This window comes from Spirillospora sp. NPDC047279, from assembly GCF_040643285.1.
Classification (GTDB): Bacteria; Actinomycetota; Actinomycetes; order Streptosporangiales; family Streptosporangiaceae; genus Spirillospora.
Genome location: NZ_JBEYUA010000005.1, coordinates 82500 through 107434 on the forward strand (window position 1 = coordinate 82500; position 24935 = coordinate 107434).

The following is a 24935-nucleotide window of genomic DNA, read 5'->3' on the forward strand; positions in this document are numbered from 1 at the left end:
AACGAGTGATCTTGCAATACCAAGGCCGCCTTCCGCGACTTCTCGATCATCGAAGCGCGGGAGACCGACCGGTCCCGCACCGGACGGCGAAGCCCGAGGTCCAAGGTCCGAGGTCTGGGCGCTGGCCGGGAGAGGCCAGGCGGGAGGCCATCCAGGGCGGCGTCCTGGACGAATCTCCGGTCGCCAAGTGCGCGAGCGTCGTCGCCGACGGCGCTCGTCCTCCCCACGGACGAAGGAGGCTCTCACATGCGACGACCGCCGGCTCGATTCCTTCCCTTCCGTCGATGGGCCGCGCTCCTCGTGATGGGCGCCGCGATGATCGTGGTGCCGATCGGGACCATGGCGGCCCCCGCACACGCCGAGGGCTGCGGCAACCGCGGCCACGCCTACGTGGTCGACCCGTTCACCAACGCCCTGTACCTGTCCGGCTGCTCGGGCGACCTCCGGTACGGCGTGCCGACCCTCGAGGTCTTCCCGGGTGACGTCGTCCAGCTGGCCGGGAACAACATCCTTCCCGGCGCCAGGATCGACTACGAGGACGACGGGGCCGGGCTGATCCCCGGCGGCTCCTACGCGACGACCCGGGCCGGCAGCGGCGGCGTCGTGCGCCAGGAGCAGAACGCCTTCTCCATCAACACCGTCCCGGCGGGCACCTATCGGCTGTTCGCCTCCTACACCACCGAGGAAAGCGTACGAGTCGACGACGAACCGGTCGTCGACATCCGGGTGAGCAGACTGCGCTGAACCCGGAGATCCCGGCCCGGCGCGCTCTCGCGCCGGGCCGCCCCAGCCCCGGGCCCCTTTTGATGGGGTCCGCTGGCACGATCAGTCGGTGCGGTCGCCTGATGCGGTCCTTCAGGCGGTGGTGCGGGGGATTCGGCGGGTCCAGGCTCGTTCGAAGATGGTGGTGATCTACCCGGCCGGGCCCAAGGGGGGTCACGCCCGGGTCATGGGGGCGCCGCGATGTACGGACCACGGCCGGAAACGCGCTAAAGTCTTCCTGTCGCCGCGAACGGGCCGGAAGGCCGGGCGCGGAGGGCATGCGGAAGTGGCTCAGGGGTAGAGCATCACCTTGCCAAGGTGAGGGTCGCGGGTTCAAATCCCGTCTTCCGCTCCGTTCACGAGGCCCGGCGCTCCGTTCCCAGAGAGTCGCCGAGGGCCGTCAGGAGCCAGGTCTGGCCCCGTCCGAGGGTGACGAAGGTCCCGGTGACCTCGGTGTAGAGATCCCAGTAACGGTCGATGTGCGGGTCCTGGTCGCGCCGCAGCTCCCGATAGAGGTGCCGGCGGAACTCCGGAGTGTCCCCATGGCGTCCGCGCGCGTACGCGTGCGCCTCGACGAAGCGGTCGAGGGCGGGGCCCGGGGCCGGGATGTCACCCGCGACCAGCGCGGGCGCCGCCATCGCGTAGGCCTCCCCGACGCCGAGCATCAGCCCGCCCTCGTCGAGGATCTCGGCGCTGTTGACCCGTTCGCGGGTGCGCAGCTTGTGGGCCAGCGCGATGCCGCCGGTCAGCGTGATCATCTCGGCGAACGCGATGACCTGGTCCGGCGTGGGCTCGGCGGGGGTGTCGGGGACGGCGAGGCCGACCAGCGCCTCCAGGATCTCGGGCGAGACCTTGTCGCGGGCGGAATGCGTCCAGAACTCGACGAGGTGGTCGCGTGCGGCGGGCCCGGGGGCGTGCGCGAGGAGCTCGAGGCGGGCGGCGCGTTCGGCGGGGTCGGCCAGCTCGACCGCCCGGAGCGAGGCGCGGCGCCACGACAGGGCGGCCAGCTCGGTGTCGAGGACGGCCCGCTCGGCCGCCACGGCCTCGTCGAGGGAACGTTCGCCGGTGAGGACGGTGATGATCGTGGGGAGGCCGAGCCCGAGGGCCCGCATGCGCCGGATCAGGGAGAGCCGTTCGACCGCGTCCGGGTCGAACCGGCGGTGGCCGCCCGAGCTGCGCCGGGCGGCCAGCATCCCCTCGTCGCAGTAGAAGCGGATCGTGCGCACCGGAACGCCGGTGAGCCGGGACAGGTCGCCGATGCCGAGCGTCCGGTCCATCACCGCAACTGCCGTTCGGCCTCGGCGAGCACCTCCTGGATGCGCAGGCCGTGCCGGGCGTCGAGCGGGTGGCCGCCGCCCTTGCGGACCGTCGCGGCGAACTCGGCGACCAGGGTGGTGAACGCGGCGGGCCCGACGGTGGACCAGTCGAGCCGCGCTGTGCCGTTGCGCCCGTACACCTCGACGTGCGCGGGCGGCAGCTCGCCGATGCCGGCCATCGACACCGAGGCCTCGCTGACCGCGCCGCCCTCGTGTTCGAGCAGCAGGCCCACCCAGCGCAGCGGGTCGCCGTGCGCGCGGACCCCGGTGATACGGCCGAGCGAGGCGTCGAGCAGGTCGACGATGTGCGGGCCGAGGTCGAGGATGGCGCCGCGCTCCAGCCGCCACGGCGTCGCGAACGGCCCGCCGCTGAGGACCGAGGAGACGAACGCGCCGTAGCCGCCGAACGGTTCGAGGCCGCGCACCTGATCGAGGAAGCCGCGGGTGGCGTCGGCGTACCGGATCGTGAGCACCATCTGGGAGGCGACGCCCGCCTCACCGACGGCGTCGGCGAGCCTGCGGGCACCGTCGAGGTCCATGGCCAGCGGCTTCTCCAGCAGCACCGCCTTGCCGGCGCGGGCCGCCCTGGCCGCCAGGTCGGCCTGGACGTCGGGCGGCACCGAGAACGCGACCGCCTCGCACGCGTCGAAGAGCTCCTCGATCCGCGTGAACGCCGGCACGCCGAACGAGCCCGCCAGCGCCGCGGACGCCTCGGGACGCCGTGTCCAGACGCCCGCCAGCCGCGTCTCGGGACCGGCCGCGAGGTGGGGCGCGTGCACCCGTTCCGCCCACGCGCCGCCGCCGACCAGACCCACCGATACAGGTTGATTCACACCTCGAGCCTAGGTGAGGGCGTCCGGGAGATCGACAGGGACATCGCCGCCGCGACGAGGCAGATCACCCCGGCGCCCCACCAGGCCATGGTGTACGTGCCGAAGCTGGTGCGCAGCGCCCCTGCGGCGGTCGCGGCCACGGCGGCGCCGATCTGGTGGGCGGCGAAGACCCAGCCGAACACGATGATGCCCTTGGCCGGGCCGAAGACCTCGCGTGCCAGCGCGACGGTGGGCGGCACGGTCGCGACCCAGTCCAGGCCGTAGAACACGATGAAGACGACCATGCTCGGGTGGATCGAGTCGCCGAAGAGCACCGGCAGGGCGAGCAGCGAGAGGCCGCGCAGCGCGTAGTACCAGCCGAGCAGGACGCGGCTGTCGACGCGGTCGGTCAGCCAGCCCGAGGCCACCGTGCCGACGATGTCGAAGACGCCGACGAGGGCGAGCAGCCCGGCGGCGGTCGTCTCGGTCATGCCGTGGTCGTGCGCGGCGGGGATGAAGTGCGTGCCGACCAGCCCGTTGGTGGAGGCGCCGCAGATGAAGAACCCGCCGGCGAGCAGCCAGAACTCCTTGGTGCGCGACGCTTCGCGCAGGGCGTTCAGGGCGACCCGCGCGGCGTCGCCCTTCAGCCGCGGCTCGGGCTCGGCGGACGTCGCCCCGTACGGCAGCAGGCCGACGTCGGACGGGCGTTCGCGCATCACCAGGATCACCAGCGGCACGACGGCCAGCGCGGCGACCGCGACGGTGGCGGCGGCCGACCGCCAGCCGTTCCCCTCCACCAGCCAGGCCAGCACCGGCAGGAAGATCAGCTGCCCGGTGGCGCCCGCCGCGGTGAGCGCGCCGATCACGAGCCCGCGGTGGCGCACGAACCAGCGGTTGGCGACGGTGGCCGCGAACACCATCGCCATCGAGCCGGTGCCCATCCCCACCAGGACGCCCCAGCACAACACCAGCTGCCAGCTCGCGTTCATGAACACGGTCAGCCCGCTGCCGGCCGACACCAGGACCAGGGCCCCCGTGGTCACCTGGCGGATGCCGAACCGCTCCATCAGCGCCGCGGCGAACGGCGCGGTCAGGCCGAACAGCAGCAGGTTGACCGAGACCGCCAGCGACGTCGTGGCGCGCGACCAGCCGAACTCCTCCTGGAGGGGGATCATCAGCACGCCGGGTGTCGCGCGGAACCCGGCGGCGCCGAGGAGGGCCACGAAGGCCACCGCGGCCACGGGCCAGGCGCGGTGGATCGGGAAGGCCCGGCGTGATCGCGCGCCCCCTGCATCGGGACCTGCGTCGGGACCGGCGCCGGAACCGGCGCCGGGACCGGGCGCGCCGCCGTCGTCCGGGCCGGGGGGCGACGTGGGTGAGGTGTTCAGCACCCGCTCACTGTGCCCGGGACGGTACGGTGGCCGACAGTGGCTGAAATGACATTGTTCCGGAGGATCCGGCCATGATCGAATCTCCGCACCGGGTGGCCGTCCTGGTGGTCCCGCCGGTGGTCCCGTTCGACGTCTCGATCCCGCACCTGGTGCTGGGCGGCGCCACCCACGAGGGCCAGCGGCTCTACGACGTCCGGATGTGCGCCGCCGAGGCGGGGACCATCGCCACCAACACCGACTACGGCATCGCCGTCTCGCACGGCCTGGAGGAGCTGGAACGGGCCGACACGATCATCATTCCCGGCACGCACACCCGCGAGGACATCGATCCCCGGGTGCTCGACGCGGTGCGGCGCTGCCACGAGGCGGGCCGCCGCCTGGTCACGATCTGCACCGGCACGTTCGTCCTGGCCGAGGCCGGGCTGCTGGACGGCCGCCGGGTGACCACGTACTGGAAGCGGGCCGAGGAGTTCGCCGCGCGCTACCCCGGCGTCGAGCTCGACCCGAGCGTGCTCTTCGTGGACGACGGCCTGATCCTCAGCTCGGCGGGCCTCGCCGCGGGCATCGACCTGTGCCTGCACATCCTGCGCACCGACTACGGCTCGGCCGCCGCCAACGCCTCGGCCCGCCGCGTGGTCGTCGCGCCGGTGCGGTCGGGCGGCCAGGCGCAGTTCATCACCTCGCCCAGTCCCGGACGTGAGGACGGCGCCAGCCTCGCCGAGACGCAGGAGTGGGCACTGGAGCGGCTCGACCACCGGATCACCATGGACGACCTGGCCCGGCAGGCCCGGATGAGCAGCCGCACGCTCAGCCGCCGGTTCAGGTCGGAGACCGGGCTGAGCCCGCTCCAGTGGCTGCTGCGCCAGCGCCTCGACCGCGCGCGCGAGCTGCTGGAGACGACCGCCCTGCCGGTCGACCAGGTCGCCCACACCAGCGGCCTCGGCAGCTCCGACTCGCTCCGCGCCCATTTCGTCCGGCACGTCGGCCTGACCCCCAGCGCCTACCGCTCAACGTTCAGCCGCCGCGAGGCGGAGCCCCGCTAACCGCCGGAGTCCTCGCCGCCGTCGGCCCGCTTCTCGTCGCGGGCCGGGTCCGTCCCACCGGCCGCCTCCTTGTCGCGGGCCGCCTCCTTCTCGCGGGCGCGTTTGCGGCGCTTGCCCTCGTGCATGGCCTGGACGCGGGCGATCGGGATGCCGTGCCCCTCCTCGACCAGGTCCGCGGGCAGCCGCTGGGGTGCGGGCATCGTCTCCGCCCACGGATCGGCGTCGCCCAGCCGTTCCAGGGCCGTGTGGAGGGTGAAGTCGCCCGGCCTGACACCGTCGAGCTCGTTCCAGGCCAGCGGGAACGACACCGGGGTCCCCGGCCGCAGACGCGGGCTGTAGGCCGCGACCACCGTCGCGCCGCCCGCCCGGGTGGAGTCGAGGAACACCTTGCCCTCGCGGTCTTCCCTGATGAACGCCGTGGTGGCGAACGACGGGTCGATGCGCTCGGCCCGCGCGGCGATCGCCCGGGTGGCCGCCGCCGCGTCGTCCGCGGCGACGCCGGCGATCGGCACGAACACGTGCACGCCCTTGGCGCCGCTCGTCTTGACCGCACCGTCCAGCCCGGCGTCGTTCAGCGCCTCCCGCACCAGGTGCGCCGCCCGTACGGCCAGGTCGAACGTCTCACCGGCGGGCGGGTCGAGGTCCATGACGAGGTAGGTGGGCTTGTCCCACTCCCCCGCCCTCATCAGCGTCGGGTGGTATTCGATCGCACGCTGGTTGGCGAACCACACCAGCGTCCGGCGGTCGTTGCAGAGCGCGTAGGTGACCTGCCGCTGGGAGGTCTCCGCCCACAGGGACACCGAGCGCACCCACTCGGGCGTGTACTTGGGCAGGTTCTTCTGCATGAAAGGCTCGCCGCCCCGGTGCACCCGGACCACCGACAGCGGCCGGTCCGCGAGCTCCGGGACGATCCGGCCGGCGACCGCGTCCAGGTAGTCGACCAGGCCGCGTTTGGTCGCCCCGGCGTCCTTGAAGATCGGCTGGTCGAGGTTGCTCAGCGGCACCCCGGCCCGTTCCTCCCGCTCACCACCGGCCATCAGAGCACCTGCCTGAGTATGACGTCGGTCACAGACACTTGAACCTCCACCCGGGTGGAGCTCCTACGGTACGAGGACGATCCGAGGAGGAGCTCATGAGGGCACCTGACGTGCGGCGGCTCGCGACCGGGCTGCTGGAGCGGTCCGACCGGCTGGCAGCCACCGTGGCGGGGGCGCACCCGGGCACGTGGATCCCCACCTGCCCCGAGTGGTCCCTGCGCGAACTGGTCGAACACGTGGGCCAGGCCCACCGCTGGGCCGCCGATCTCATCGAACGGCGGGCCGCCGAGCCCCTGCCGCCGCCCGGTGTCACGTCCGTGGCCTCCGGCGAGTGGCCGGCCTGGCTCCGCGCGGGCGCCGGGCGGCTGGTCTCGGCCGCGACGGCGGCGAACGAGACCGGCGCCGCGGTCTGGACGTTCCACGGCCCGCGGCCGGCGGCGTTCTGGCTGCGCAGGATGCTGCACGACACCTCCGTGCACCACGCGGACGCGGCGATCGCGCTGGGCCGCCCGTTCGAGCTCGCGCCCGATCTCGCGGCGGACGCGATCTGCGAGGGCCTCGACATGATCGGCTCGCCGCCGGCCGAGACGCTCAACCCCGGCTTCGCCGCGTTGCGCGGCACCGGCGAGACCCTCGCCCTGCGCCCGGCCGAGGACGGCGCCGAGGGCTGGCTCATCACCCGCACTCCGGCGGGCGTGGTCTGGAGGCGCGGACGGGGAGCCGCGAACGTCGTCGTGTCGGCGACCGCGGCGGACCTGCTCCTCGTCCTCATGCGCCGGCTGCCTCCGGACGACCTGCGCGTGGACGTCATCGGCGAACGTCCTCTCCTCGACCACTGGCTGGACCACACGGCCTTCGAGGGCGCGAAGCCCGCGCCCGCGTCCTGACCGCCGCCGACCGTCATTGGTCAGAGGCGGGCCAGGACCCTGGAGAGAACGTAGCGGGTGAGTCCGTCATTCTCCGCGTCATGAACGGCCTCGAGGTCCGGGCGGCACGCCGCCGCCTCGCAGTGCTCCTCCAGGCCCCGTACGGCCCTCCGGCGGGTCTCGGTCGCCGGGTCGCGGAGCAGCCCGTGCAGGGCCTCGTGCAGCGGGCCGCCGGGCGCGTGCCGGACGTCCTCGGCGAACAGGGCCGTCCAGGCCCGCAGGCCGGGGTCCGGATCGGTCAGCAGCGCGGCCCATTCACGTTCGGCGGGAGGGACCCCGGCCCGCACCAGGGCCCGCAGGGCGGCACCGCGGATGCTCGGGTCGGGCTCGGCCAGGCACGCCCTGGCGGAGTCCGTCCAGAGGAACGCCGGAGGCCGGTCGGAGGCGAGGCGGCTGAGCGTCTGGTAGCGGATCGCGATGTCGTCGTCCTCCAGCAGAAGGCCGATCGTGTGCGCGGGCGTGAACGGGCGCGTGTGGTAGAGCAGGCGGTACGCGGCGGCCCGCCGGACCCGGACGTCCGGGTCGGTGACGGCGGCGGAGATCATCGCCGGTGCCCAGTTCGCCTTCCCGAACTGCACGCACAGGAACCCGAACGTGTCGACGGCGGCGGCCCGCACCGCCGGATCGTCGTCCGCCAGATGCCCGCGGGCCCGTGCGAACAGCGGGCGGGTCCGGTCGTCGTCCGCGTAGTAAGGGAGCGTGGCGAGCACGTTGACGGCGGCCGCACGGGCCGCCCCTTCCGGAGCGCCCAGCGCTTCGAGCAGCGTGTCGCCCGCCCATTCGCCCTTGGTGGCCAGCGAAGCGGCGGCTCTGACCCGGACCACCGGATCGGGGTCGGCCAGCAGCGGCCGGAGCGCGTCGCGCACGACCCCGCCGTCCAGGTCCTCCGAGTCCCTGACGGCCGCCATGGCGAGGACGCGGATGCGCGGCTCGGGGTCGTCCAGCACCGGAACGCTCAGCGCGCCCGCCTTGCGCCGGCTCGCGCCGGACAGCGCCGACAGCGCCGCCGCCCGGACCCGGGGAACGGGCGAACGCGTCGCCGCCTCGGCCAGGACGGCGCGCTGCGCCTCGTTCAGCGCGGGCCATCCCCACCGCCCCCAGCGAGCCCTGATCATGTGCGCCGCCCAGACCGCCCGCTCGGCGTCGGGGCTGTCGCGGACCGTCGCCAGACCCCAGCCGGACCCGGGATCGAAGTCGGACCCGGCGCGGCGGCGGTCTTCGCGACGTCCCGCCAGCCACTCCTCGTACCAGGCCAGGAAGTCGCGGGCCGGATGGTAGATCGGGCCGAAGTACTCGCGTTCCCCGTCGACCATGACCACGCGGCCGCGCCCGGGCCCGCTGACGACGAGCAGGTTCTGCGGCTCGGCGGTCTCGTGGTAGTCCCACTCGACCGGCTCCTGGCGGCTGAGCAGGAGGGTGCCGCAGTACTCGTCCCAGTAGGTCCAGACGGACGTGGTGCCCGGCACGCCCAGGGTGCCGGGGTCGTACGGGAACTCGCCGGCGAGCTGGTGACCGGTCACGCCGACGTCGAGCGGTTCGAGCCCGTGGTACGGCCCGGCGCCGCCGTTCCCGATCGTGGTGACGAAGGCGCGGTAGGCGGACGGCAGGCGGATCCCGTTGCGCGCCTCGAAGTCCTCGACGTCGGCGGCGGGCAGCGGCGCGTTCATGACGAGGCCCGCCGCCTCGATCGCCGCCGTCACCCGCGCGAGCCGCGCACCGAGCGGCGCACCGGCCGGCTCGTCCTGCCCTGCCGGACGCCGCGCCTCGTGCCGTGCCTCGTTCTCGATGATCCACCGTCCTCTCCTTCCTCGGACGTGTCACGCCTGGTTAGGGTTTCCTCCGGAGACGGGCGACCGAGGAGGCCGGTGGTGAGCGAGTCCCTGCGAAGTGCGGCGGCCGAACTTCAGGACGATCTCGTACGGCTGAGGCGGTCCCTGCACCACGAGCCCGAACTGGGCCTCGACCTGCCGCGTACGCAGGAGAAGGTGCTGGCCGCGCTCGACGGGCTGCCGCTGGAGGTGGCCACGGGCACCGCGCTCACGTCGGTGACCGCGGTCCTGCGCGGCGCCCTGCCGGGGCCGACGGTCCTGCTGCGCGGCGACATGGACGCCCTGCCGGTGACCGAGCGCGGGGACGGCGAGCTGATCTCGCGGACGGCTGGGGTCATGCACGCGTGCGGGCACGACCTGCACACCACGATGCTGGCGGGCGCCGCCCGGCTGCTGGCCGGCCGCCGCGAGACCCTCGCGGGCAACGTGGTCTTCATGTTCCAGCCCGGCGAGGAGGGTGCGGGCGGCGCCCGCGTCATGCTCGACGAGGGCGTGCTGGAGGCCTCCGGCGAACGCCCGGTCGCCGCGTACGCGCTGCACGTGCTGTCCGCGGGGCTCCCGGCCGGAATGTTCGTCACCAGGGCCGGCCCGATCATGGCCGCCGCCGACCGGCTGCGGGTGACCGTGCGCGGCGCCGGCGGGCACGGCTCCATGCCGCACCTGGCCAACGACCCGCTGCCGGCCGCGTGCGAGATGGTCACCGCGCTGCAGCTCATGGTCACCCGCAACTTCGACGCGTTCGACCCGGTGGTGCTGACGATCGCCAACTTCCACGCCGGAACGACCGACAACGTCATCCCCGACGAGGCGTTCTTCTCCGGCACCGTGCGGTCGTTCTCGCCCGAGGCGCACGCGCGGCTCAAGGACCGCACGGTCGAGGTGGTCAGGGGCATCGCCTCCGCGCACGGTCTCGGCGTGGACGTGGAGTACTTCCAGGACTACCCCGTCACGGTCAACGACCAGGCCGAGGCCGGCTTCGTCGGCGACACCGTGCGGGAGGCGTTCGGCGCGGAACGGTACTTCACCGCGCCGCAGCCGCTGCCCGCGTCCGAGGACTTCTCGTTCGTCTGCGACGAGGTCCCCTCCGCGTTCGTGGTGCTGGGCGCCTGCCCCGCCGACCGCGACCCCGCCAAGGCCGCGCTCAACCACTCCCCCGAAGCCGCGTTCGACGAAGCGGTCCTGGCCGACGGCGCCGCCCTCTACGCCGAACTGGCCACCCGCCGCCTAACCAAAGAACGATGATGTCTGTATAGCCTGGACCCGTCCGGGCCGTCCCGCGAGAATCGGGTCACATGCGAGCGATCACCTCTGTCAGGGACCTCGAGTCCACCGTCGGCCGCCGCCTGCTGCCCGCCCTGCTCAAATCGATCGCCGAGCTGGACGAGCACTGCCGCGTGTTCACCGAGCTCTCCCCCATCGGCTTCCTGGGTTTCGCGGACGCCTCCGGCCGCTCCCGGGCCATCAGCGTCGGAGGTCATCCCGGCTTCGTCGGCATCACCTCCGCGACGACCATCGAGCTCGCCCTGCCCTCCGACCTCGGCGACCCGCCCGCGAGCGGGGGCGGCGCCGCCCTGCTGCTCATGATCCCGGGACTGCGCGAGACCCTCCGGATCAACGGCCGGCTCACCGCCGGCGAGGGAGGGAAGGCCATCCTCGACGTCGAGGAGGCGTTCCTGCACTGCGCCAAGTGCGTCATCCGCTCCCGGCTCTGGGCCCCCGCCGACCACGAGGCGGCCTCCCACGCCTCCCACGCCGGTGACGGGCCTGACGTTGGTGAGGGTCCGTTGGCCGGTGCTGGGGTACTGGGGCTGCTCGCGCGCAGTCCGTTCGCCCTTATCGGGTCCCGTGACGGGTCGGGGGCGGCGGATGTGAGCCCCAAGGGTGATCCGCCGGGGTTCATCCGGGTGCTGGACGGTCGGACCATCGCGATTCCCGACCGTCCCGGCAACCGGCGGACCGACACCTTCCACAACGTGGTCGAACGGCCCGAGGTCGCCGTCCTCGCCATCGTTCCCGGCGAGGACGGCGCGGTGGAGATGTCGGGCACCGCGGCCGTCACCGACGACCGCGACCTGCTCGCGTCCATGCGGGTCAAGGGCAAGGCGCCGCACGCCGCGCTGCTGGTGACGGTCACGCGCGCAGCGTTCGTCCGTCAGGAGGCGATCGCCGCGGCCGGCCTCTGGGACGCCGCGAAGGCGCCCGCCGACCTCGACCGGTTCAACGTCAAGCGGGCGTGGGTCGACCACGTCAAGCAGATCAGGCAGGCCGGCCTCTCCGCCGCCCTCGTACGCAAGGCCGCCAACGAGAAGGTCCTGGGCTCCGGTATCGACCTCGACTACAAGTACAAGCTGTATTAGCCCGGCGGGCGTCTCGTCAGGGCGCGGTTCGGTGGCGTTCGGTGTACCAGGTCGCGACCTGCGTGCGGGACGAGAAGCCGAGCTTGGCGAAGATGTGCTCGATGTGGGCGTCGGCGGTGCGCTTGGAGATGACCAGGCGCTCGGCGATGCCGCGGTTGGACATGCCCTCCGACACCAGCTTGGCGATCTCCATCTCGCGCCGGGTGAGCGGGTTGGGCTCGTCCGCGCAGGCGTCGTCCCCGGTGTCCCGGGAGGTCTCCGGGACCTCGTCCAGAGCGTCGGCGATCGCGGCCTGCGCGCCGAGGGCCAACCCGGCGTCGTAGGCGCGCTGGAACGCATCGTTGCCCAGCATCTCGCGCGCGTTGAGCTCGTGCGTCTGTCGGATGATCGTGTGCCGCGGTCCGAGCAGCGTGGTGCCGGTGAAGCTGCGCGCCTGGTCGGCGGTGCCCAGCAGGCGAGCCGTCCGGGCCGGGTCGCCGAGCACCGCGTGGCAGGCGCTGACCAGCTCCATCGCCACCGAGATGCCCAGCCAGTCGTCCAGGTCGCGCTTCATCCGCAGGCCTTCCTGCGCCCGGGGCAGCGCGCGGGTCGGGTCGCCGGACAGCCAGCTGGCCAGTCCCCACACGATGAGCCCGTACGAGCGGACCCACAGCTCGCCGTTGTCCTCGCCGACCTGGACGGCGCGCGCCGCGTGCTTCTCGGCGACCTCGCAGTCGCCGGAGAACGCGCACACCATCGCCATCAGAACGTCGACGATCGGGACCAGGACGTCGTGCTCGCCGTTGAGCCGGTGCAGCTCGCGGGCCGCGTCGAACTCGCGCAGCGCCTCGGCGTCCTCGTCGCGGTAGGTGGCGATCAGCCCGCGCGCCATGGCCAGGTAGGCCTCGGCGACCGGGTCGTCGGCGCCCGCCGCCTGCGCGGACGCGCGCCGCTCCAGCGCCTCGGCCTCCTCCAGGTCGTTCTGGAGCGCCGCGAGGAGGGCGAAGAGCGCCAGCGTCTCGCTCCACGCCGGCCCGGAGGTGTCCCGTCCGGCGAGCACCCGGGTGGCCCAGTGCCGCGCCTCGCCGATGCGCCCGATCAGCACCAGCAGCCGGCCGATGCCGAGCGCGACCTGGATCAGCGGCGCGTCGTCGAGGGTGTCGATGCCGTGCTCGATGACGACCCGCAGGTTGGCCTGCTCGCGCACGATCCAGTCGAGCCACTGCGGCTGCGCGACCGTCATGAGCTCGGGCCTGGCCCGCAGCACGCAGTCGGAGAACCAGTCGAGGGCAGCCGTGCGCAGCCGTTCGGTCTGGCCGAGCGCCTCGAGCTGCTCGGCGCCGTACTCCCGGATGGTGTCGAGCATCTGGTAGCGGGCGTCGCCGCCGCGCTCGGCGCGCAGCAGCACGGACTTGTCGATGAGCCCGCTGAGCAGGCCGAGGATGTCGTCGGCGGGGAGCCGGGCGTCGGCGCAGACGTGCTCGGCCGCCTCCAGGTCGAAGTCGCCGCGGAACACCGACAACCGCGCCCACAGCAGCCGCTCGTCCGGCGAGCACAGCTCGTGGCTCCAGTCGAGCGCCGCGTAGAGGGTCTGGTGGCGCCGGTGCGCGGTACGGCGGCCCCGGATGCCGAGCAGCTTGCCGTCCAGCCGCGCGACGATCTGCTCGACCGTCAGCGTGCGCACCTGCGCCGCCGCCAGCTCGATCGCCAGCGGGATGCCGTCGAGCCGGTGGCACAACGTCGCGACCGCGTCGCGGTTGCCCGGGGTGAGGCTCCACCCCGCGGCCACGGCGACGGCCCGGGCGGTGAACAGGTCGACCGACGCGCACGCGCGCAGCGGGTCGATGTGATCGAGGTCGGGCCGGTCGAGCGGCTCGACCGCGACGATGTGCTCGCCCGCCAGCTCCAGCGGCTGCCTGCTGGTGGCCAGGACGCGCAGCCGCGGCGCCACCGACAGCAGCACCTCCGCCAGGATCGCGCAGGCGTCCACCAGGTGCTCGCAGGTGTCCAGGACGATCAGCAGGTTGCGGTCGCCGAGGTGGCCGGCGAGCATGTCGACGGCCTGCTCGCTGCTCTGGCCGGGCAGCCCGAGCGCCTCGCAGAGCGTCTCGGCGAGCAGGCCCGGCTGCCGCAGCGAGCCGAGGTCGACGAAGCAGACGCCGTCGGCGAACCCGCGCGCCGCCTCGTCGGCCGCCCGGACGGCGAGCCGCGTCTTGCCGACGCCGCCGGGCCCGATGAGCGTCAGCAGGCGGCACTGGCCCAGGAGCCTCCTGATCTCCGTGAGCTCGGCTCGCCTGCCGATGAAGCTGGTCATTTCGGCGGGCAACCGTCCAGCCCGCCGTTCCAGGGTCATACCGGTGGTCACGGCGCCTCAAACTGTGAGCTCTTGGCCGGAACGTTCCCCGGCCCTGGGGAGGACACCCGGCATCGTAACCCGCGATGACCGGACGCGACAGCCGACTCACCCGCCGTGCACATCGCCGTGCGTCCCGGGTGAGGAGGGTCAGGCGACACGGCAACCCGTCATGCGTGTTAAGGCGGAGGTCAGGACGGGGCGCCCGGGACGGCTGCTCATCGCGAGGACGCGCGTGCCGTGCCCAGGAGTGCCGCCTCGTCGGCGCTGTGCATGATGAACAGGACCGTCTTGCCGGCGGTTTGCCAGATGCGGCGCGGTTCCTCCTGGAGGCGTTCGCGGGTGAGGGCGTCGAGCGCGGCGAACGGTTCGTCCATGAGCAGGATCGCCGGGTCCGGGCGCGACCGCGCGGGCGATCGCGGCGCGCTGCCGCATCCCGCCGGACACCTCGTACGGGCGGTGCCGCCCGGTCGTCGGCTCGGCGAACCCGGCGACGAGCTTGAGCAGCGTGCTCTTGCCGCACCCGGACGGGCCGATGATCGTGACGAACTCGCCGGCCGGGATGCGCACGTCGATACCGGCGAGCGCCCGCACGTCCGTGCCGCGCCCTCGTCCCCGGCAGGTCAGCGAGACGTCGCCCAGGACCAGCTCACTGGGGGAAGGCATCGCTCAGCTCCTCGGTCGCCAGGCCCTGCTGGAACGCGGTGAGCGCGGGCACGGCGCCGATCTCGCCCCTGGGACGTGAGGAACTCGGCCGCGCTCCAGAGGCCCGGACCGCCGAAAATATCGTCAACAGGTAGGAAATGCATACTGGTCCCGAGCCTCATTCGAGGTGACAAGGGCCGCCATCGGGGAATGACCACGACATGATCGGCGAACACGTCCTCGCCGGGTACGCCCACGACGCGGGCGGGCGGGAGGCGCTCGAACTGGCCCGGGCCGTCGTCGGCCTGACGGGCGGCAAGCTCACCGTGGCCGTCGTCCACGCGCCGGACCGCCCGGCCGCCGCGGGCGAGGCCCGCACGCTCCTCGACCAGGCCGCCGACCTGCTCGGCGCCACGCCCGCCGAGTTCGCCGTCCACGAGAGCCGCAGCGTGGGCCGCGGCCTGTCGGTCCTGGCCGGCCGCATCGGCGCCGACATCATCCTGGTCGGCTCGCCTCCCGGCGGGGCCCGCGGCCGCATCGCGGTCAGCGGCACCGCCGACCACCTGCTGCACGCGGCCACCGAAGCGGTCATGATCGCGCCGTCCGGCTACGAACCGCCCGACGAGCTCACCCGCATCACCGTCGCCTACGTTCGCCGGCCGCAGTGCGACGAGGCGGTGGAACGGGCGGCCGAGGCGGCCATGCGGCTGGACGTCCCGTTGCGGCTGCTCACCCTCAACGTCGACGACGCCGACTCCGACGTCCTCCGCGACGACCTGGCCCTGGCGATCAGGCTGGCCCGCGACGCGTCAGGCCTGCCCGCGGAGGCCGTGACCGCCGAACTGGCCGAGGGCGACGACGCGGCCGACGCCCTCTCCCGAATCGACTGGCCCGAGGGCGAGCTCCTCGTCTGCGCCAGCAGCGAGGACGCCGGGGCGCACCGCGTCTTCCTCGGCGAGATGGCCCTCAAGGTCCTGCGCGCGGCGCCTTGCCCCGTCACCGTCCTCCCCAGGGGCTATTCCTGACATAGTCACGCCCGACTATCACCCTGATAGTCCAGATCGACCGTTTCTGCTTGAACCACTTGCCCCCCTCTCTTTACCTCGGCTACATTCCAGCGAGATCGGAGCGTGACCTTGTGGGCCCGCTCCGACCCGGGTCGGGCCCTCCGCCGATCCGGCGGGGCGGCAAGGAGCGAAATGGACCCGGTCGGCAAAAAGCTGCTCGACATCGCCAAGCAGGAGCTCGGTTACACCGAGAAGGGCGACGGCTACACCAAGTTCGGCGACTGGTACGCCAAGAACGTCGACGGCGACCACAACCCGTACTTCAAGACCGCGCCGTGGTGCGACATGTTCCTCGCGTGGGCCGCCGACAAGGCCGGGGTCACCGACTCCGCGGGCCAGTTCGCCGCCACCGTCGACCACGCCAAGTGGTTCGAGAAGCAGGACGCCTGGGGCAAGAAGCCCGAGCCCGGCGCGATCGTCTTCTTCGACTGGAACGGCTCCGGCGACATCGACCAGATCGACCACGTCGGCATCGTCGAACGGGTCGAGGGCGACACGCTGCACACGATCGAGGCCAACGCCCAGGGCTACAAGCTCATGCGGATGGAGCGCTCGACCGACCAGGCCGTCGGCTACGGGTTCCCCGGCAAGGTCAAGGCCGCCACCACCACCAAGTACACCCCCAAGCACGCCGCCCCCGCCCCCAAGGTCGAGACCCTCGCGGACATCCCCGGCGCCGCCACCAACCTGCAGAAGACCGACGAGCCCTCCCCCCTCCCGTCCCAGGAGATGGTCCTCGGCGGCCTCCTCGCGGTCATCCTCTGCGGCACCGTCGCCCTCGCCGCCGGCAAGGCCGCCGCCGCCATGACCCCGACCACTCCCCCGGTCCGCGTCCGCAAGCGCGGCAAGCACCACCGCCCGGCGCACCCCGTCCAGCTGCCCGCCGAGGTCACCCCGGCCGACCTGGACGCCGCCGAGAGCAGCACCACGATCATGCCCGTCCTGTCCCTCGCCGCCGCCCACGCCGCCGAGGACCGCGAGTTCTGGGGCCGCATCGAGACCCTGAAGGAAGACGACGAACTGGCCTTCTGGGACTCCCTCCACGCCGAGAGCACCCTGTCCAGCGCCAACCGCACGCGCGGCGAGTACGCAAGCACTCCGGGATTCCGCTAAAGTTGAGCGCAGCGCACCGGGCAACCGGGCGCGACGCGGAAGTGGCTCAGTGGTAGAGCATCACCTTGCCAAGGTGAGGGTCGCGGGTTCGAATCCCGTCTTCCGCTCTGAGAGGCATTGCAGCGCAAGGCCTCGCTCGGTGGAGTGGCCGAGAGGCGAGGCAACGGCCTGCAAAGCCGTGTACACGGGTTCAAATCCCGTCTCCACCTCGACGCAAGTCGCGGGCGATTAGCTCAGTGGGAGAGCGCTACCTTGACACGGTAGAGGCCACTGGTTCAATCCCAGTATCGCCCACCACAGTCTCACCAGGTCAAAGCCTCGTCCCCTCACCGGGAACGAGGCTTTCGCCGTTCCAGTGGAGAAAAACTGGAGATCATCCATCGGTGAGCGCTACCGCGGCCCCCTCACTCCCCCGCCAGCCCGTCACTCTCCGCAATCTCCTTGGCCAACTCCGCTGGCACGACATCGATCAAACGCCGACGCTCCTGGGGTGTGAGCTCCTGGACAGAGGCCTCCCAACGCGCCTGCAGCGCCGTCAGGAGCGCCCGCCGCATCTCGGGTGTGACGTGCTCGTAGACATCGGCCACGCCCGTCAGCTTGTGCCCCAGCCGGGCCGCCCGCGCGACCTCGGGAATGTGATCGTCGGCCAGCCAGGTCCGCTGCGTGTGCCGGCCTTCGTGGAAGGTGAACCCGGGCACCCTCGCCCGCGGATCAGGGTTGTCCGGATCGCCGTCCCAGGCCGGCCGCCAGAACCTGCGGGCAAAGTTGCTGAGCCGCAGCACCCCACCCCGCACCCCGGTGAACACCCGGCGATGCGAGCAGTGATCCAGTAGCCACTCATACAAGATCGCCAAGAACGGCGGCAGCTGGATCCACCGCCTGCCCGCCGGACTCTTCGGCCGCGGCGCCTCCTCGATCTGCCCGGCCGCTGGGAGATCAGCTCCGACCAGCGAGAACCGGCGTGGCCACCTGCCGTTCAATCTCCGCCTCACCCGAGGTCACCCGAACGCCATGGCACGGGTTCGCCGGGATCTTCCGCGACCGCACCGCCGCGTTCATGATCGTGGAGAAGAACGAGAACACCGAGGCAACGGTCGAGTCAGCGAACTCAACTGCCAGCGATTGGCTACTCGGGCGATGCCTCGGTGGTTGCACCCTCGGCCTGGAGATTGGAGATCCGGCAGACCGGCTTCATTCGCCCGTCTCGGCGTCCCGGTGCGTTTCGTAGTAGCGGGCCATGAGCTCCCAGTACACGAGCAACAGCAGCATCTGCGCGCCGGTCGCGACAACTGCGGGAACCGGACGGCGACGCCACGCCCCCAACAGCGCGATCATCAACGCACCACTGGCCGCGGCGTCCACGGCCAATCCCGCGTCCCTGCGGTGCTCGAGAAGCCAGAGCTCCTCCCCGAGCACGGCTTTCGTCGCCCAGGCCCGTTGGTCGGCAGGTTCGGGGAAGATCACCGGGTTCACCGCGAACCACGCGCCGACGACGGCCGCGTGCGGCCAGCTTCGCGTCCACACCGGAACCAGGAGCAAGGGCGCCGTCGCCCAGCGGGACCACGCGCTCCAAGGGTTCGAATGCCTGGCGAAAATCGCGCTGCGAACACGGGCGAACGACCTTCTAGACCTCATCTTCAGTGTGCTCCTGCCAGTTTCGATCGAACTGACGACGTTTGGGAATCACTCATCTAGTCCCTGCCCACTGAGCCCAAGATCACCGTTCAGAGGCGGCTTCTAACGGTCGAGAGCGAGGTCTCATCAGGCCGCACCATGGCGCAGGGACGTGTGATCCTTGACGAGGTCCGCATCTCCGGGGGCTTACATTCGACAACGCCGACATGGGGTACCTGTACCTACGAGGTGCTCAGCTGGAGGCTGCGTCCTCGCGCAAGATCCAGGTCCGGGAAGGCCCCTACCTCCGGTGCAGCAAGGTTCAGCGGCATGGCCTTCTTCGAGATCCGTAGCGATCGTCACATCCCACGAGGAACTTGGCGACGCGGAGCAGCTCGGTATCGGTGACCAGCCGAAGCCGGCCCCGCCAGCGGCGATCGTCAGGCCGTGGACCGCGATGCTGGATCCCGCGACGGTCCTGCTCGGCCCATTGATCGGTGCGCTCGCGCGGCATGGTCTCCGGAGCGTGCCGGCGACCATGCCGCGCGAGTCGAGCCGCTGGAGCACTGGAGGATGAAGCTCCCCGGCTCCATCGCCGGGTATCGGCCCCGGAACGAACGCCGCCCACCGGCACGACCGCCTTGCAGCCTGTCGAAGCACGGTTTGATCGTCGCCCGCGACTTCGTCACGGAGGCTGTCGGATTCGGTAGCGGCCTTCACCGAATGGTTCCGACCGGGCAAGCATCCCCTTCCTGCCGCCCAGCCCCTTCGGCCACACAGTTTCTTCCGACCACTCCGCATGGGCCAGCGTCGTGAAGGTGGCGAAGACACCGGTGAGGTTCGCGCCGGAAAGGTCCGTGCCCGAAAGGTCCGTCCCGACAAGCTGGGCGCCGGAAAGGTCCGCGTCCGACAGGTTCGCGCCTTTCAGAATCGCGAGGTCGAGGAACGCGCCGGAGAGGCCAGCGCCCTCCAGGTTCGCGCCGGCAAGGTTGGCGCCGAGGAGCCGGGCTCCAGGAACGCGAACGCCGTGCAAGTCCAGAACCGGAACGGGCCGGTTCTCCTGGAGGCCGCGGCGGGCCTCCTCGGCGGTACGCGTCTTGTACGGACCCGGCCGGGACACCGGCCTCTGAGGCTCCGCAGGGCGGCGAGCCAGGACCGTCAAGGCGGCTTGCACGTCACTGTCGGGTTCTTTTGGAAGATCGTCATTCCTGACGGTGCGGGCAGGGTCGTTTTCGCGGACGAAGGCGGCCAGCACGTCGCGGATGGCGATGCGGTCCCGGTCGGAATCAGTGGCGATGCGTTCGAGCGCGTAGACCGCAGCGGTCCGCACATCCCGCCTGGACGAGCTGAGCTGCTCGACCGCCTTGGTGTACCGGTCGGTGACCTGGCCCTCCTGCGCGGTCGCCAGCCCTTCGCGGGCGTTACGCAACTCCTCCTGGCCAGTGCGCCAGGTCAAAGACGTCACGATCAGGCCTGCGGCGGTGAACAACACTCCAAACAGGATGCCGACACTGTTAAACCATTGGTGTCGGCTCTGTCGCCGCTGCTCCAACAGTTCCAGGCGCTTTTCCAGCGGCAGCGCGTCAAGCTCCTTCTGTGTGGGCTCGGCCAGCCGGACGCGCCGTCTTCCTGACGCCCCCGGGCTTTCGACACCGGCCCGGGCCGGCGAATCGGCGTCATCGTCTGAGGACCCGGCGGGCCCGGTCGATTCACTCACATTCATCCGACGCCTACCACCAGCCGAACGTTGCACCCGAACCACGCCCGCCAGCAGGAGACGATGCATGGAAGACACTGGTCAATCGCGATGTTCGAGCATTCCGACCTCCATCAATAGCCGGCCATGCGGGCGCCTCATGCGAGTACCGGCCCCGTCTCGTCCCGTGCGCTTTGAGCCTCGTCCGGTCGTCCCAGCCGCACGAGAGTCTCGCTGAGGACGGACTGCTCGTCCACCAGATGCCGACGGTAGCCGGGATCCCCTCGAACGACTGCCGGCAGATCCACACCGCCTCCTCCGCCGGAGGAAGTGATCTTCCCCGGTTCCGTGGAGTCTGATGTTCGCGGACCGGGGAAAGGTCAGGGCCACGTCTCACGACGGCGGTGCGTAGCCCGACCTGGGCTGCAGGCTCGAGGTCGTCGACTGAGTGTCCCCGACGTAGACAAACTTTTCCGGAGAACCGTGGTCCGCTCCCCGATCTTCGCGGAAGAGGCGGTGATGGCTTCGGGGCTGGAGGCTCATCTGAGTGGAGAAGCCTCGATGTCGGCGAATTCGAGGCAGGAGGCTGCTCAACCGTGCCGGCAGGCAGTCCGGAATGTACGCGATCAGCAGGAGGCACGCCCTAGGACCGCGCCTCATCGCGCGTGGTTCAGGGCGGTGACACTTCGACGGTGTCGAGGATCTGATCGGTGAGATCGCTGGTGCTGGGCTGTTTGATGCGAATCCAGGCGGCGTAGCGTCTGGTGGAGTGCACCAAGCCGATTTCGATGATGACCGGACTGCCTCTCTGGCATTTCGTCCATGGTGTGATCGTGGCGGTGAAGGTGCGGTGAGTCCTGGTGCGCGGCCTGCCCTTGGTGCAGCGGCCGTTGTCCTTGCGCGAGTGGTCGCCGAGCCAGGCCGGTGGCACCTTCACGGAGTTGGTGAGTCCGATGAACAGGCCCGGTTTGGCATGCTCGACATCCTTGAGCCTTGTGGGGTCGACGCCGGCTCGCAGCAACGCACGGGATGTGGCGCGGTCGTCGGGAATCCCGTTCTCCGAGGGCCGCCAGGTGGATTTTGGATCTTGCAGCCAGCCGTCCGGAACCGAGACCCGGATCTTGCCGGAAGGGTCCCTGAGTCCAAGCGGCTTGACCGGCTTGGATGCGGCGTCGTGTGCCGGGATGAACTGGAAGGCGGCGGCGGTGACACCGGCGAGGAGAGCCACGAGGACGGCGACGGCCGTGAATCTCTGCCTGAACTTGTATTTGAGCGTGAGGGTGAAGTACCAGAGCGAACTCCTCACCCAAACAGCGATTCCGCCGATGTGGAGCACGACGACCACGAGCACGTTCCGCGGGGAGGCACCGAAGACCATGGCCACGGGGGTGGCGAGCGCGGCGGCCGCGAGCAGATAGACCGAGACGCGGCGCTGCGGACGGCGGTGGGCCGGAGCGCTCTGCCAGATCCATGCGACCACGACCAACTGCGGGATGATCAGCGCCAGCCACCCGAGCCGGAACGGCCCCGGCCAGAATTGGATCGGCTTCGCCCCGGAGGCGATCACACCGATCACGGGAGCCAGCGCGACGATCACGAGCCAGATACAGATCAGCCGAGCGGTCCCGGTGACCTGTGCCTTGTCGGCCCGTCGCGCCACTTCGCGTTGCCTGGTCACTCGACGGTGTTCGGTACGCGGAGCTCGTGGCCGCTCGGATCGCCTCGGTCTCTCGGGCCCCGCCGGCTGGTCCGGCAGCTCTTCATCCTGGCCAGTCGGAGGCGGTACGGGCGCGGGCGACGAGAGGGGTGGCGGCTGGGCGGGCGGCGACGGTTCGACCAGGGCCTGCACCTGGGCGTGCATCTCGGCCGCCGACCCGAACCGGTCCGCCGGATCCTTGGCCAGCGCGCGCAACGTGAGCCGGTCCCAGCCGTCCGGCAGACCGGAGGTGAGGCCCGAGGGAGGCCGTGGCTGGATCTGCGCATGCTGGTGGAGGAGCTCCCCCTTGGTCGTCCCGGTGAACGGCGGCTGTCCCGTGAGCAACTCGTAGAGCACGCACCCGAGCGCGTACAGATCGGACCGCTCATCGACCTGACCGCCCGCGGCCTGCTCGGGAGGCATGTATCGCAGCGTCCCGATCACCTGGCCGCTGCGGGTCAGCTTGGTGATGCTCTCCGACAACACCTTGGCGATGCCGAAGTCCAGGACCTTCACCCGCGGCCGCATCCCCGACCGGTCGATCATGATGTTGGACGGTTTGAGATCACGATGCACCACCCGATGCCGGTGACTGTGGTCCAGCGCGTCCAGCACCGACAGGATGATCTCCCCCGCCTCGTCCGGCGGCATTGCCCCGCGTTCTCCGATCAGTTCCGCGAGCGTCTGCCCGGCGATCAGCTCCAGCACCAGGTACGGGACGACAGAGTCCGCGCTGTCGTCCTCGCCCAGGTCGTGGACCACCGCGATGTGCGGATGTGTCAGGGCGGCGGCCGCATGCGCCTCGCGCCGGAACCTGGCTCTGACCTTGGGGCTGTCGACGAGCTCGGTCCGCATGAGCTTCACGGCCACCATCCGGCGCAGGTCCCTGTCCCGTGCTTTGTGGACCGTGCCCATCGCGCCGTGCCCCAGCAGTTCGACGAGCTCGTACCGGCCTCCCAGAACCCGCATCCGCACCCGCTCTCGTTCCCCGTGCTGCGGACCCAGCCACCTTCATTATCCCGGCGAGCCCTCGCGCGTTACCGCAGAATCGAGGCATGGAGCTCGCGGGCCGCTACCGGCTGGAGAAACGTCTCGGACGCGGAGGCATGGGCGAGGTATGGCGAGCGATCGATGCGGACGAGGGACGGGCCGTCGCGGTGAAGATCCTCCGGTCGACCTGGCTTCCGGGCCCCGACCTCGAACGGGCCAAGGCCCGGTTCCGCCGGGAGATCGAGGCCACCTCCCAGGTCTCCCATCCTGCGATCGCCGCGATGCTCGACAGCGGCGACCACGACGAGCGCCCGTTCCTGGTCCTGGAGCTGATCGATGGCGAGGACCTGAACGAAGTCCTGGCCCGCCGGCCGGACGGCTTGCCCGTCGAGGTGGTCATCGATCTCGGCGCCCGGATCGCCGACGGGCTGGCCGCGGCGCACGCCGCCGGGATCGTCCACCGCGACGTGAAGCCCTCCAACGTGATGGTCCTGCCCACCGGTGAGATCAAGATCTGCGACTTCGGCGTCGCCCACCTCGAGGACGCCACCGCCGGGTTGTCGTCCAGCAACACCGAGGTCGGAACACTCGCCTACATGGCGCCCGAACAGCTCGACGGCGGTCAGGTCGACGGGCGGGCCGATTTCTACTCGCTCGCTTGCACCCTCTTCGAATTGCTCACCGGGCGGGTTCCCTTCCCTGGTGCGAACCCCGTCACGGTGATAGCCATGCATCTGAGCGCGCACCCGCCGAATTGCCGCTCGCTGCGTTCCGAGATCCCGGAATCACTGGACCGTTTGCTGCTCGACATGCTCGGAAAGAAGCCCGACGACCGCCCGACCGATGTGACCAGGCGGCTCCGGGAATGCCTTCCGATCACGGTGGCGGCGACCATCCGGACCCCCCTCGACGGCCTGGCCTCGGCGGTGGCCTTCAGCCCGGACGGCACCCTTCTGGCGACCGGTGACCGGACCGGCCTGATCCGTTTGTGGGACCCGGTCACCGCGGTGTGCGTCGCCGATCTACCCGGCCACACCGGACCGGTCGACTCGCTCGCCTTCAGCCCTGACGGCACCCGGCTGGCCAGCGGAAGCCGCGACCGCACCGCACGGCTGTGGGATCCGGCGACCAGACAGGCCGTCGCCAAGCTGGGCCACGCCTCGCTGATCCGGTGGATCCGCCGGCCCGTCCGCCACCGCGGGGACCCGCGGCGGAACGAGATCAATTCCGTGGCGTTCACCCCCGACGGCCAGTGTCTGCTCACCGGAAGCAGAGGGGGGATCCGGTTCTGGCATCCGGTCACCGGCCGCTCGCTCCGTCTCAGGGTTCAGGACATCTCCGTCCGGTCCATGGCCTTCCGGCCCGGCACGCGGCGTCTGGCCACGACCAGCGACTACAGCTCCAGCGTCTGGTCTTGGCATTTGAACAAGGCGGGCGGAGGCATGTACTCCCCACGTCTCCACTACGGAGGCGTCAGCCAGTATCCTCACTCGCTCGGCGCCCCGCTCAGACCGCTCCATGCCGTGGCGTTCGGCCCCCACGGCTCCGAGCTCGCCAGCGGCGGTTCCGAAGGCCGGCTGCGCGTGTGGCCGATGAGCCCCGACCGCTTCCCCGTCGACCTGGACGGCCATGAGGGCGCTGTCCTGGCGGTGGACTTCAGTCCCGACGGCCGGCTGCTCGCAAGCGGCGGCCGGGACGGCATCATCCGCCTCTGGGACACCGCCTCCGCAGATCAGCTCGTCTCCCTCACCGGCCACACAGGTGACGTCACATCGATCACCTTCAGCCCGGACGGCGCCATTCTTGCCTCGACGTGCTCAGGCCGCGGCGGGCTGCTCTGGTCACTCACCATCGCACCCCGACGCCCACCACCGGGGACTGAGCGTGCCCGGCCCCGGCCGTCAATGGTCGAGGAACATCTGGCCGGCGAAGTGCTCGCACTCGGCCCCAACGCCTTCACCGACGGGTTCGCCGTGGCCCGCGAGCAGTGCCACGAGGGAGACCCGGAGGCCGCGCTCACCAGCTTGCGCGACCTGCTCCCGTACTTCGAGGAGTCCGTCGGCGCCGACCACCCGGCGTCCCTGAGCATCCGTGTCTGCGTCGCCTACTGGCAGGCGCAAGCAGGCGACCTTGCGGAGGCGGCCGCGACGGCCGAGCAGCTCCTGCCCGAGCTGGAAGACGCGCTCGGTCCCGCCCACCCCACCACCCAAGCCGCCCGGCAAGGCCTGAAACTCTGGCGCTTGTAGCGAACCGGGTTCGACATACAGCCGACGATGCTGGCCAATGCATCTCATCGGCCGACCCGATGC

The 24935-nt window shown here is 71.3% G+C and carries 18 protein-coding genes, 4 tRNA genes and 1 pseudogene; 12 read left to right on the top strand and 11 right to left on the bottom strand.

Features of this window, described 5'->3' with window-relative positions; all coding sequences use genetic code 11:
- Positions 1-246 precede the first annotated feature (246 nt).
- On the top strand, positions 247-744 hold the full coding sequence (locus tag ABZ810_RS14010) for a hypothetical protein (RefSeq protein WP_358402988.1): 498 nt from the start codon (positions 247-249) through the stop codon (positions 742-744).
- A gap of 298 nt (positions 745-1042) precedes the next feature.
- Positions 1043-1114, top strand: a tRNA-Gly gene (locus tag ABZ810_RS14015).
- A gap of 4 nt (positions 1115-1118) precedes the next feature.
- Here the strand turns inward: ABZ810_RS14015 and ABZ810_RS14020 are convergent.
- Genes ABZ810_RS14020 through ABZ810_RS14030 form a run of 3 tightly spaced genes read right to left on the bottom strand, consistent with a single transcriptional unit; the run spans position 1119 to position 4149 of the window.
- Entirely contained in the window at positions 1119-2039 is a 921-nt protein-coding gene (locus ABZ810_RS14020; RefSeq protein ID WP_358402990.1) for a MerR family transcriptional regulator, read from the bottom strand.
- Positions 2039-2911 carry a Gfo/Idh/MocA family oxidoreductase gene (locus ABZ810_RS14025; protein ID WP_358402992.1) on the bottom strand — a complete coding sequence of 291 codons (873 nt, stop codon included), beginning with the start codon at positions 2909-2911 and terminating at the stop codon, positions 2039-2041. The genes ABZ810_RS14020 and ABZ810_RS14025 overlap by 1 nt, the downstream gene beginning before the upstream one ends.
- Entirely contained in the window at positions 2908-4149 is a 1242-nt protein-coding gene (locus tag ABZ810_RS14030) for an MFS transporter (RefSeq protein ID WP_358403642.1), read from the bottom strand. Before ABZ810_RS14030 ends, ABZ810_RS14025 begins: the two co-directional genes overlap by 4 nt.
- Before the next feature lie 203 nt (positions 4150-4352).
- Between ABZ810_RS14030 and ABZ810_RS14035 the strand changes: the two genes are divergently transcribed.
- Positions 4353-5324 carry a helix-turn-helix domain-containing protein gene (locus tag ABZ810_RS14035; RefSeq protein ID WP_358402993.1) on the top strand — a complete coding sequence of 324 codons (972 nt, stop codon included), beginning with the start codon at positions 4353-4355 and terminating at the stop codon, positions 5322-5324.
- Here ABZ810_RS14035 and ABZ810_RS14040 read toward each other — a convergent pair.
- On the bottom strand, positions 5321-6361 hold the full coding sequence (locus ABZ810_RS14040; RefSeq protein WP_358402994.1) for an ATP-dependent DNA ligase: 1041 nt from the start codon (positions 6359-6361) through the stop codon (positions 5321-5323). The genes ABZ810_RS14035 and ABZ810_RS14040 overlap by 4 nt on opposite strands.
- Positions 6362-6456: 95 nt before the next feature.
- Between ABZ810_RS14040 and ABZ810_RS14045 the strand changes: the two genes are divergently transcribed.
- Positions 6457-7248, top strand: coding sequence for a maleylpyruvate isomerase family mycothiol-dependent enzyme (locus ABZ810_RS14045; RefSeq protein WP_358402996.1), 792 nt, complete (start codon positions 6457-6459; stop codon positions 7246-7248).
- Between the two features lie 20 nt (positions 7249-7268).
- On the opposite strand, the gene ABZ810_RS14050 is transcribed toward ABZ810_RS14045, so the two are convergent.
- Positions 7269-8987, bottom strand: a complete 1719-nt coding sequence (locus ABZ810_RS14050; RefSeq protein ID WP_358402998.1) for a hypothetical protein — start codon at positions 8985-8987, stop codon at positions 7269-7271.
- Positions 8988-9155: 168 nt separating this feature from the next.
- Between ABZ810_RS14050 and ABZ810_RS14055 the strand changes: the two genes are divergently transcribed.
- The gene (locus ABZ810_RS14055; RefSeq protein ID WP_358403000.1) at positions 9156-10358 is read left to right on the top strand and encodes a M20 family metallopeptidase; all 1203 of its coding nucleotides are present in this window, start codon (positions 9156-9158) and stop codon (positions 10356-10358) included.
- 50 nt (positions 10359-10408) lie between these two features.
- Positions 10409-11473: a pyridoxamine 5'-phosphate oxidase family protein gene (locus tag ABZ810_RS14060; protein ID WP_358403001.1), complete on the top strand. Its 1065-nt coding sequence runs from the start codon at positions 10409-10411 to the stop codon at positions 11471-11473.
- A gap of 16 nt (positions 11474-11489) precedes the next feature.
- Here ABZ810_RS14060 and ABZ810_RS14065 read toward each other — a convergent pair whose 3' ends face one another.
- Both ABZ810_RS14065 and ABZ810_RS14070 read right to left on the bottom strand, forming a co-directional pair.
- Complete coding sequence (locus ABZ810_RS14065; protein ID WP_358403003.1) at positions 11490-13817, bottom strand: LuxR C-terminal-related transcriptional regulator; 2328 nt, start codon at positions 13815-13817, stop codon at positions 11490-11492.
- A 189-nt stretch (positions 13818-14006) separates the two neighbouring features.
- Positions 14007-14471 (bottom strand): annotated as a pseudogene (locus tag ABZ810_RS14070) (ATP-binding cassette domain-containing protein); the annotation flags it as partial.
- 200 nt (positions 14472-14671) lie between these two features.
- On the opposite strand from ABZ810_RS14070, the gene ABZ810_RS14075 reads away from it, so the two are divergent.
- The 5 genes from ABZ810_RS14075 (at position 14672) to ABZ810_RS14095 (ending at position 16927) form a co-directional block, all read left to right on the top strand.
- Complete coding sequence (locus ABZ810_RS14075) at positions 14672-15475, top strand: universal stress protein (protein WP_358403005.1); 804 nt, start codon at positions 14672-14674, stop codon at positions 15473-15475.
- A 174-nt stretch (positions 15476-15649) separates the two neighbouring features.
- Entirely contained in the window at positions 15650-16630 is a 981-nt protein-coding gene (locus tag ABZ810_RS14080; RefSeq protein WP_358403006.1) for a CHAP domain-containing protein, read from the top strand.
- Positions 16631-16665: 35 nt separating this feature from the next.
- Positions 16666-16737: transfer RNA gene (locus ABZ810_RS14085), tRNA-Gly, on the top strand.
- A 31-nt stretch (positions 16738-16768) separates the two neighbouring features.
- Positions 16769-16839 (top strand) — tRNA-Cys (locus ABZ810_RS14090).
- A gap of 13 nt (positions 16840-16852) precedes the next feature.
- A tRNA-Val gene (locus ABZ810_RS14095) sits at positions 16853-16927 on the top strand.
- A 107-nt stretch (positions 16928-17034) separates the two neighbouring features.
- Here ABZ810_RS14095 and ABZ810_RS14100 read toward each other — a convergent pair.
- The 4 genes from ABZ810_RS14100 to ABZ810_RS14115 form a co-directional block, all read right to left on the bottom strand.
- Positions 17035-17436, bottom strand: coding sequence for a hypothetical protein (locus ABZ810_RS14100; RefSeq protein WP_358403008.1), 402 nt, complete (start codon positions 17434-17436; stop codon positions 17035-17037).
- Between the two features lie 385 nt (positions 17437-17821).
- Positions 17822-18265 carry a DUF6653 family protein gene (locus tag ABZ810_RS14105; RefSeq protein WP_358403010.1) on the bottom strand — a complete coding sequence of 148 codons (444 nt, stop codon included), beginning with the start codon at positions 18263-18265 and terminating at the stop codon, positions 17822-17824.
- 664 nt (positions 18266-18929) lie between these two features.
- Entirely contained in the window at positions 18930-19967 is a 1038-nt protein-coding gene (locus ABZ810_RS14110) for a pentapeptide repeat-containing protein (protein WP_358403012.1), read from the bottom strand.
- A gap of 643 nt (positions 19968-20610) precedes the next feature.
- Positions 20611-22605 (bottom strand): protein kinase, encoded by a 1995-nt coding sequence (locus ABZ810_RS14115; protein WP_358403014.1) that lies wholly within the window; start codon positions 22603-22605, stop codon positions 20611-20613.
- An 86-nt stretch (positions 22606-22691) separates the two neighbouring features.
- Between ABZ810_RS14115 and ABZ810_RS14120 the strand changes: the two genes are divergently transcribed.
- Complete coding sequence (locus ABZ810_RS14120; protein ID WP_358403643.1) at positions 22692-24872, top strand: protein kinase; 2181 nt, start codon at positions 22692-22694, stop codon at positions 24870-24872.
- The last annotated feature ends 63 nt before the right edge of the window (positions 24873-24935 follow it).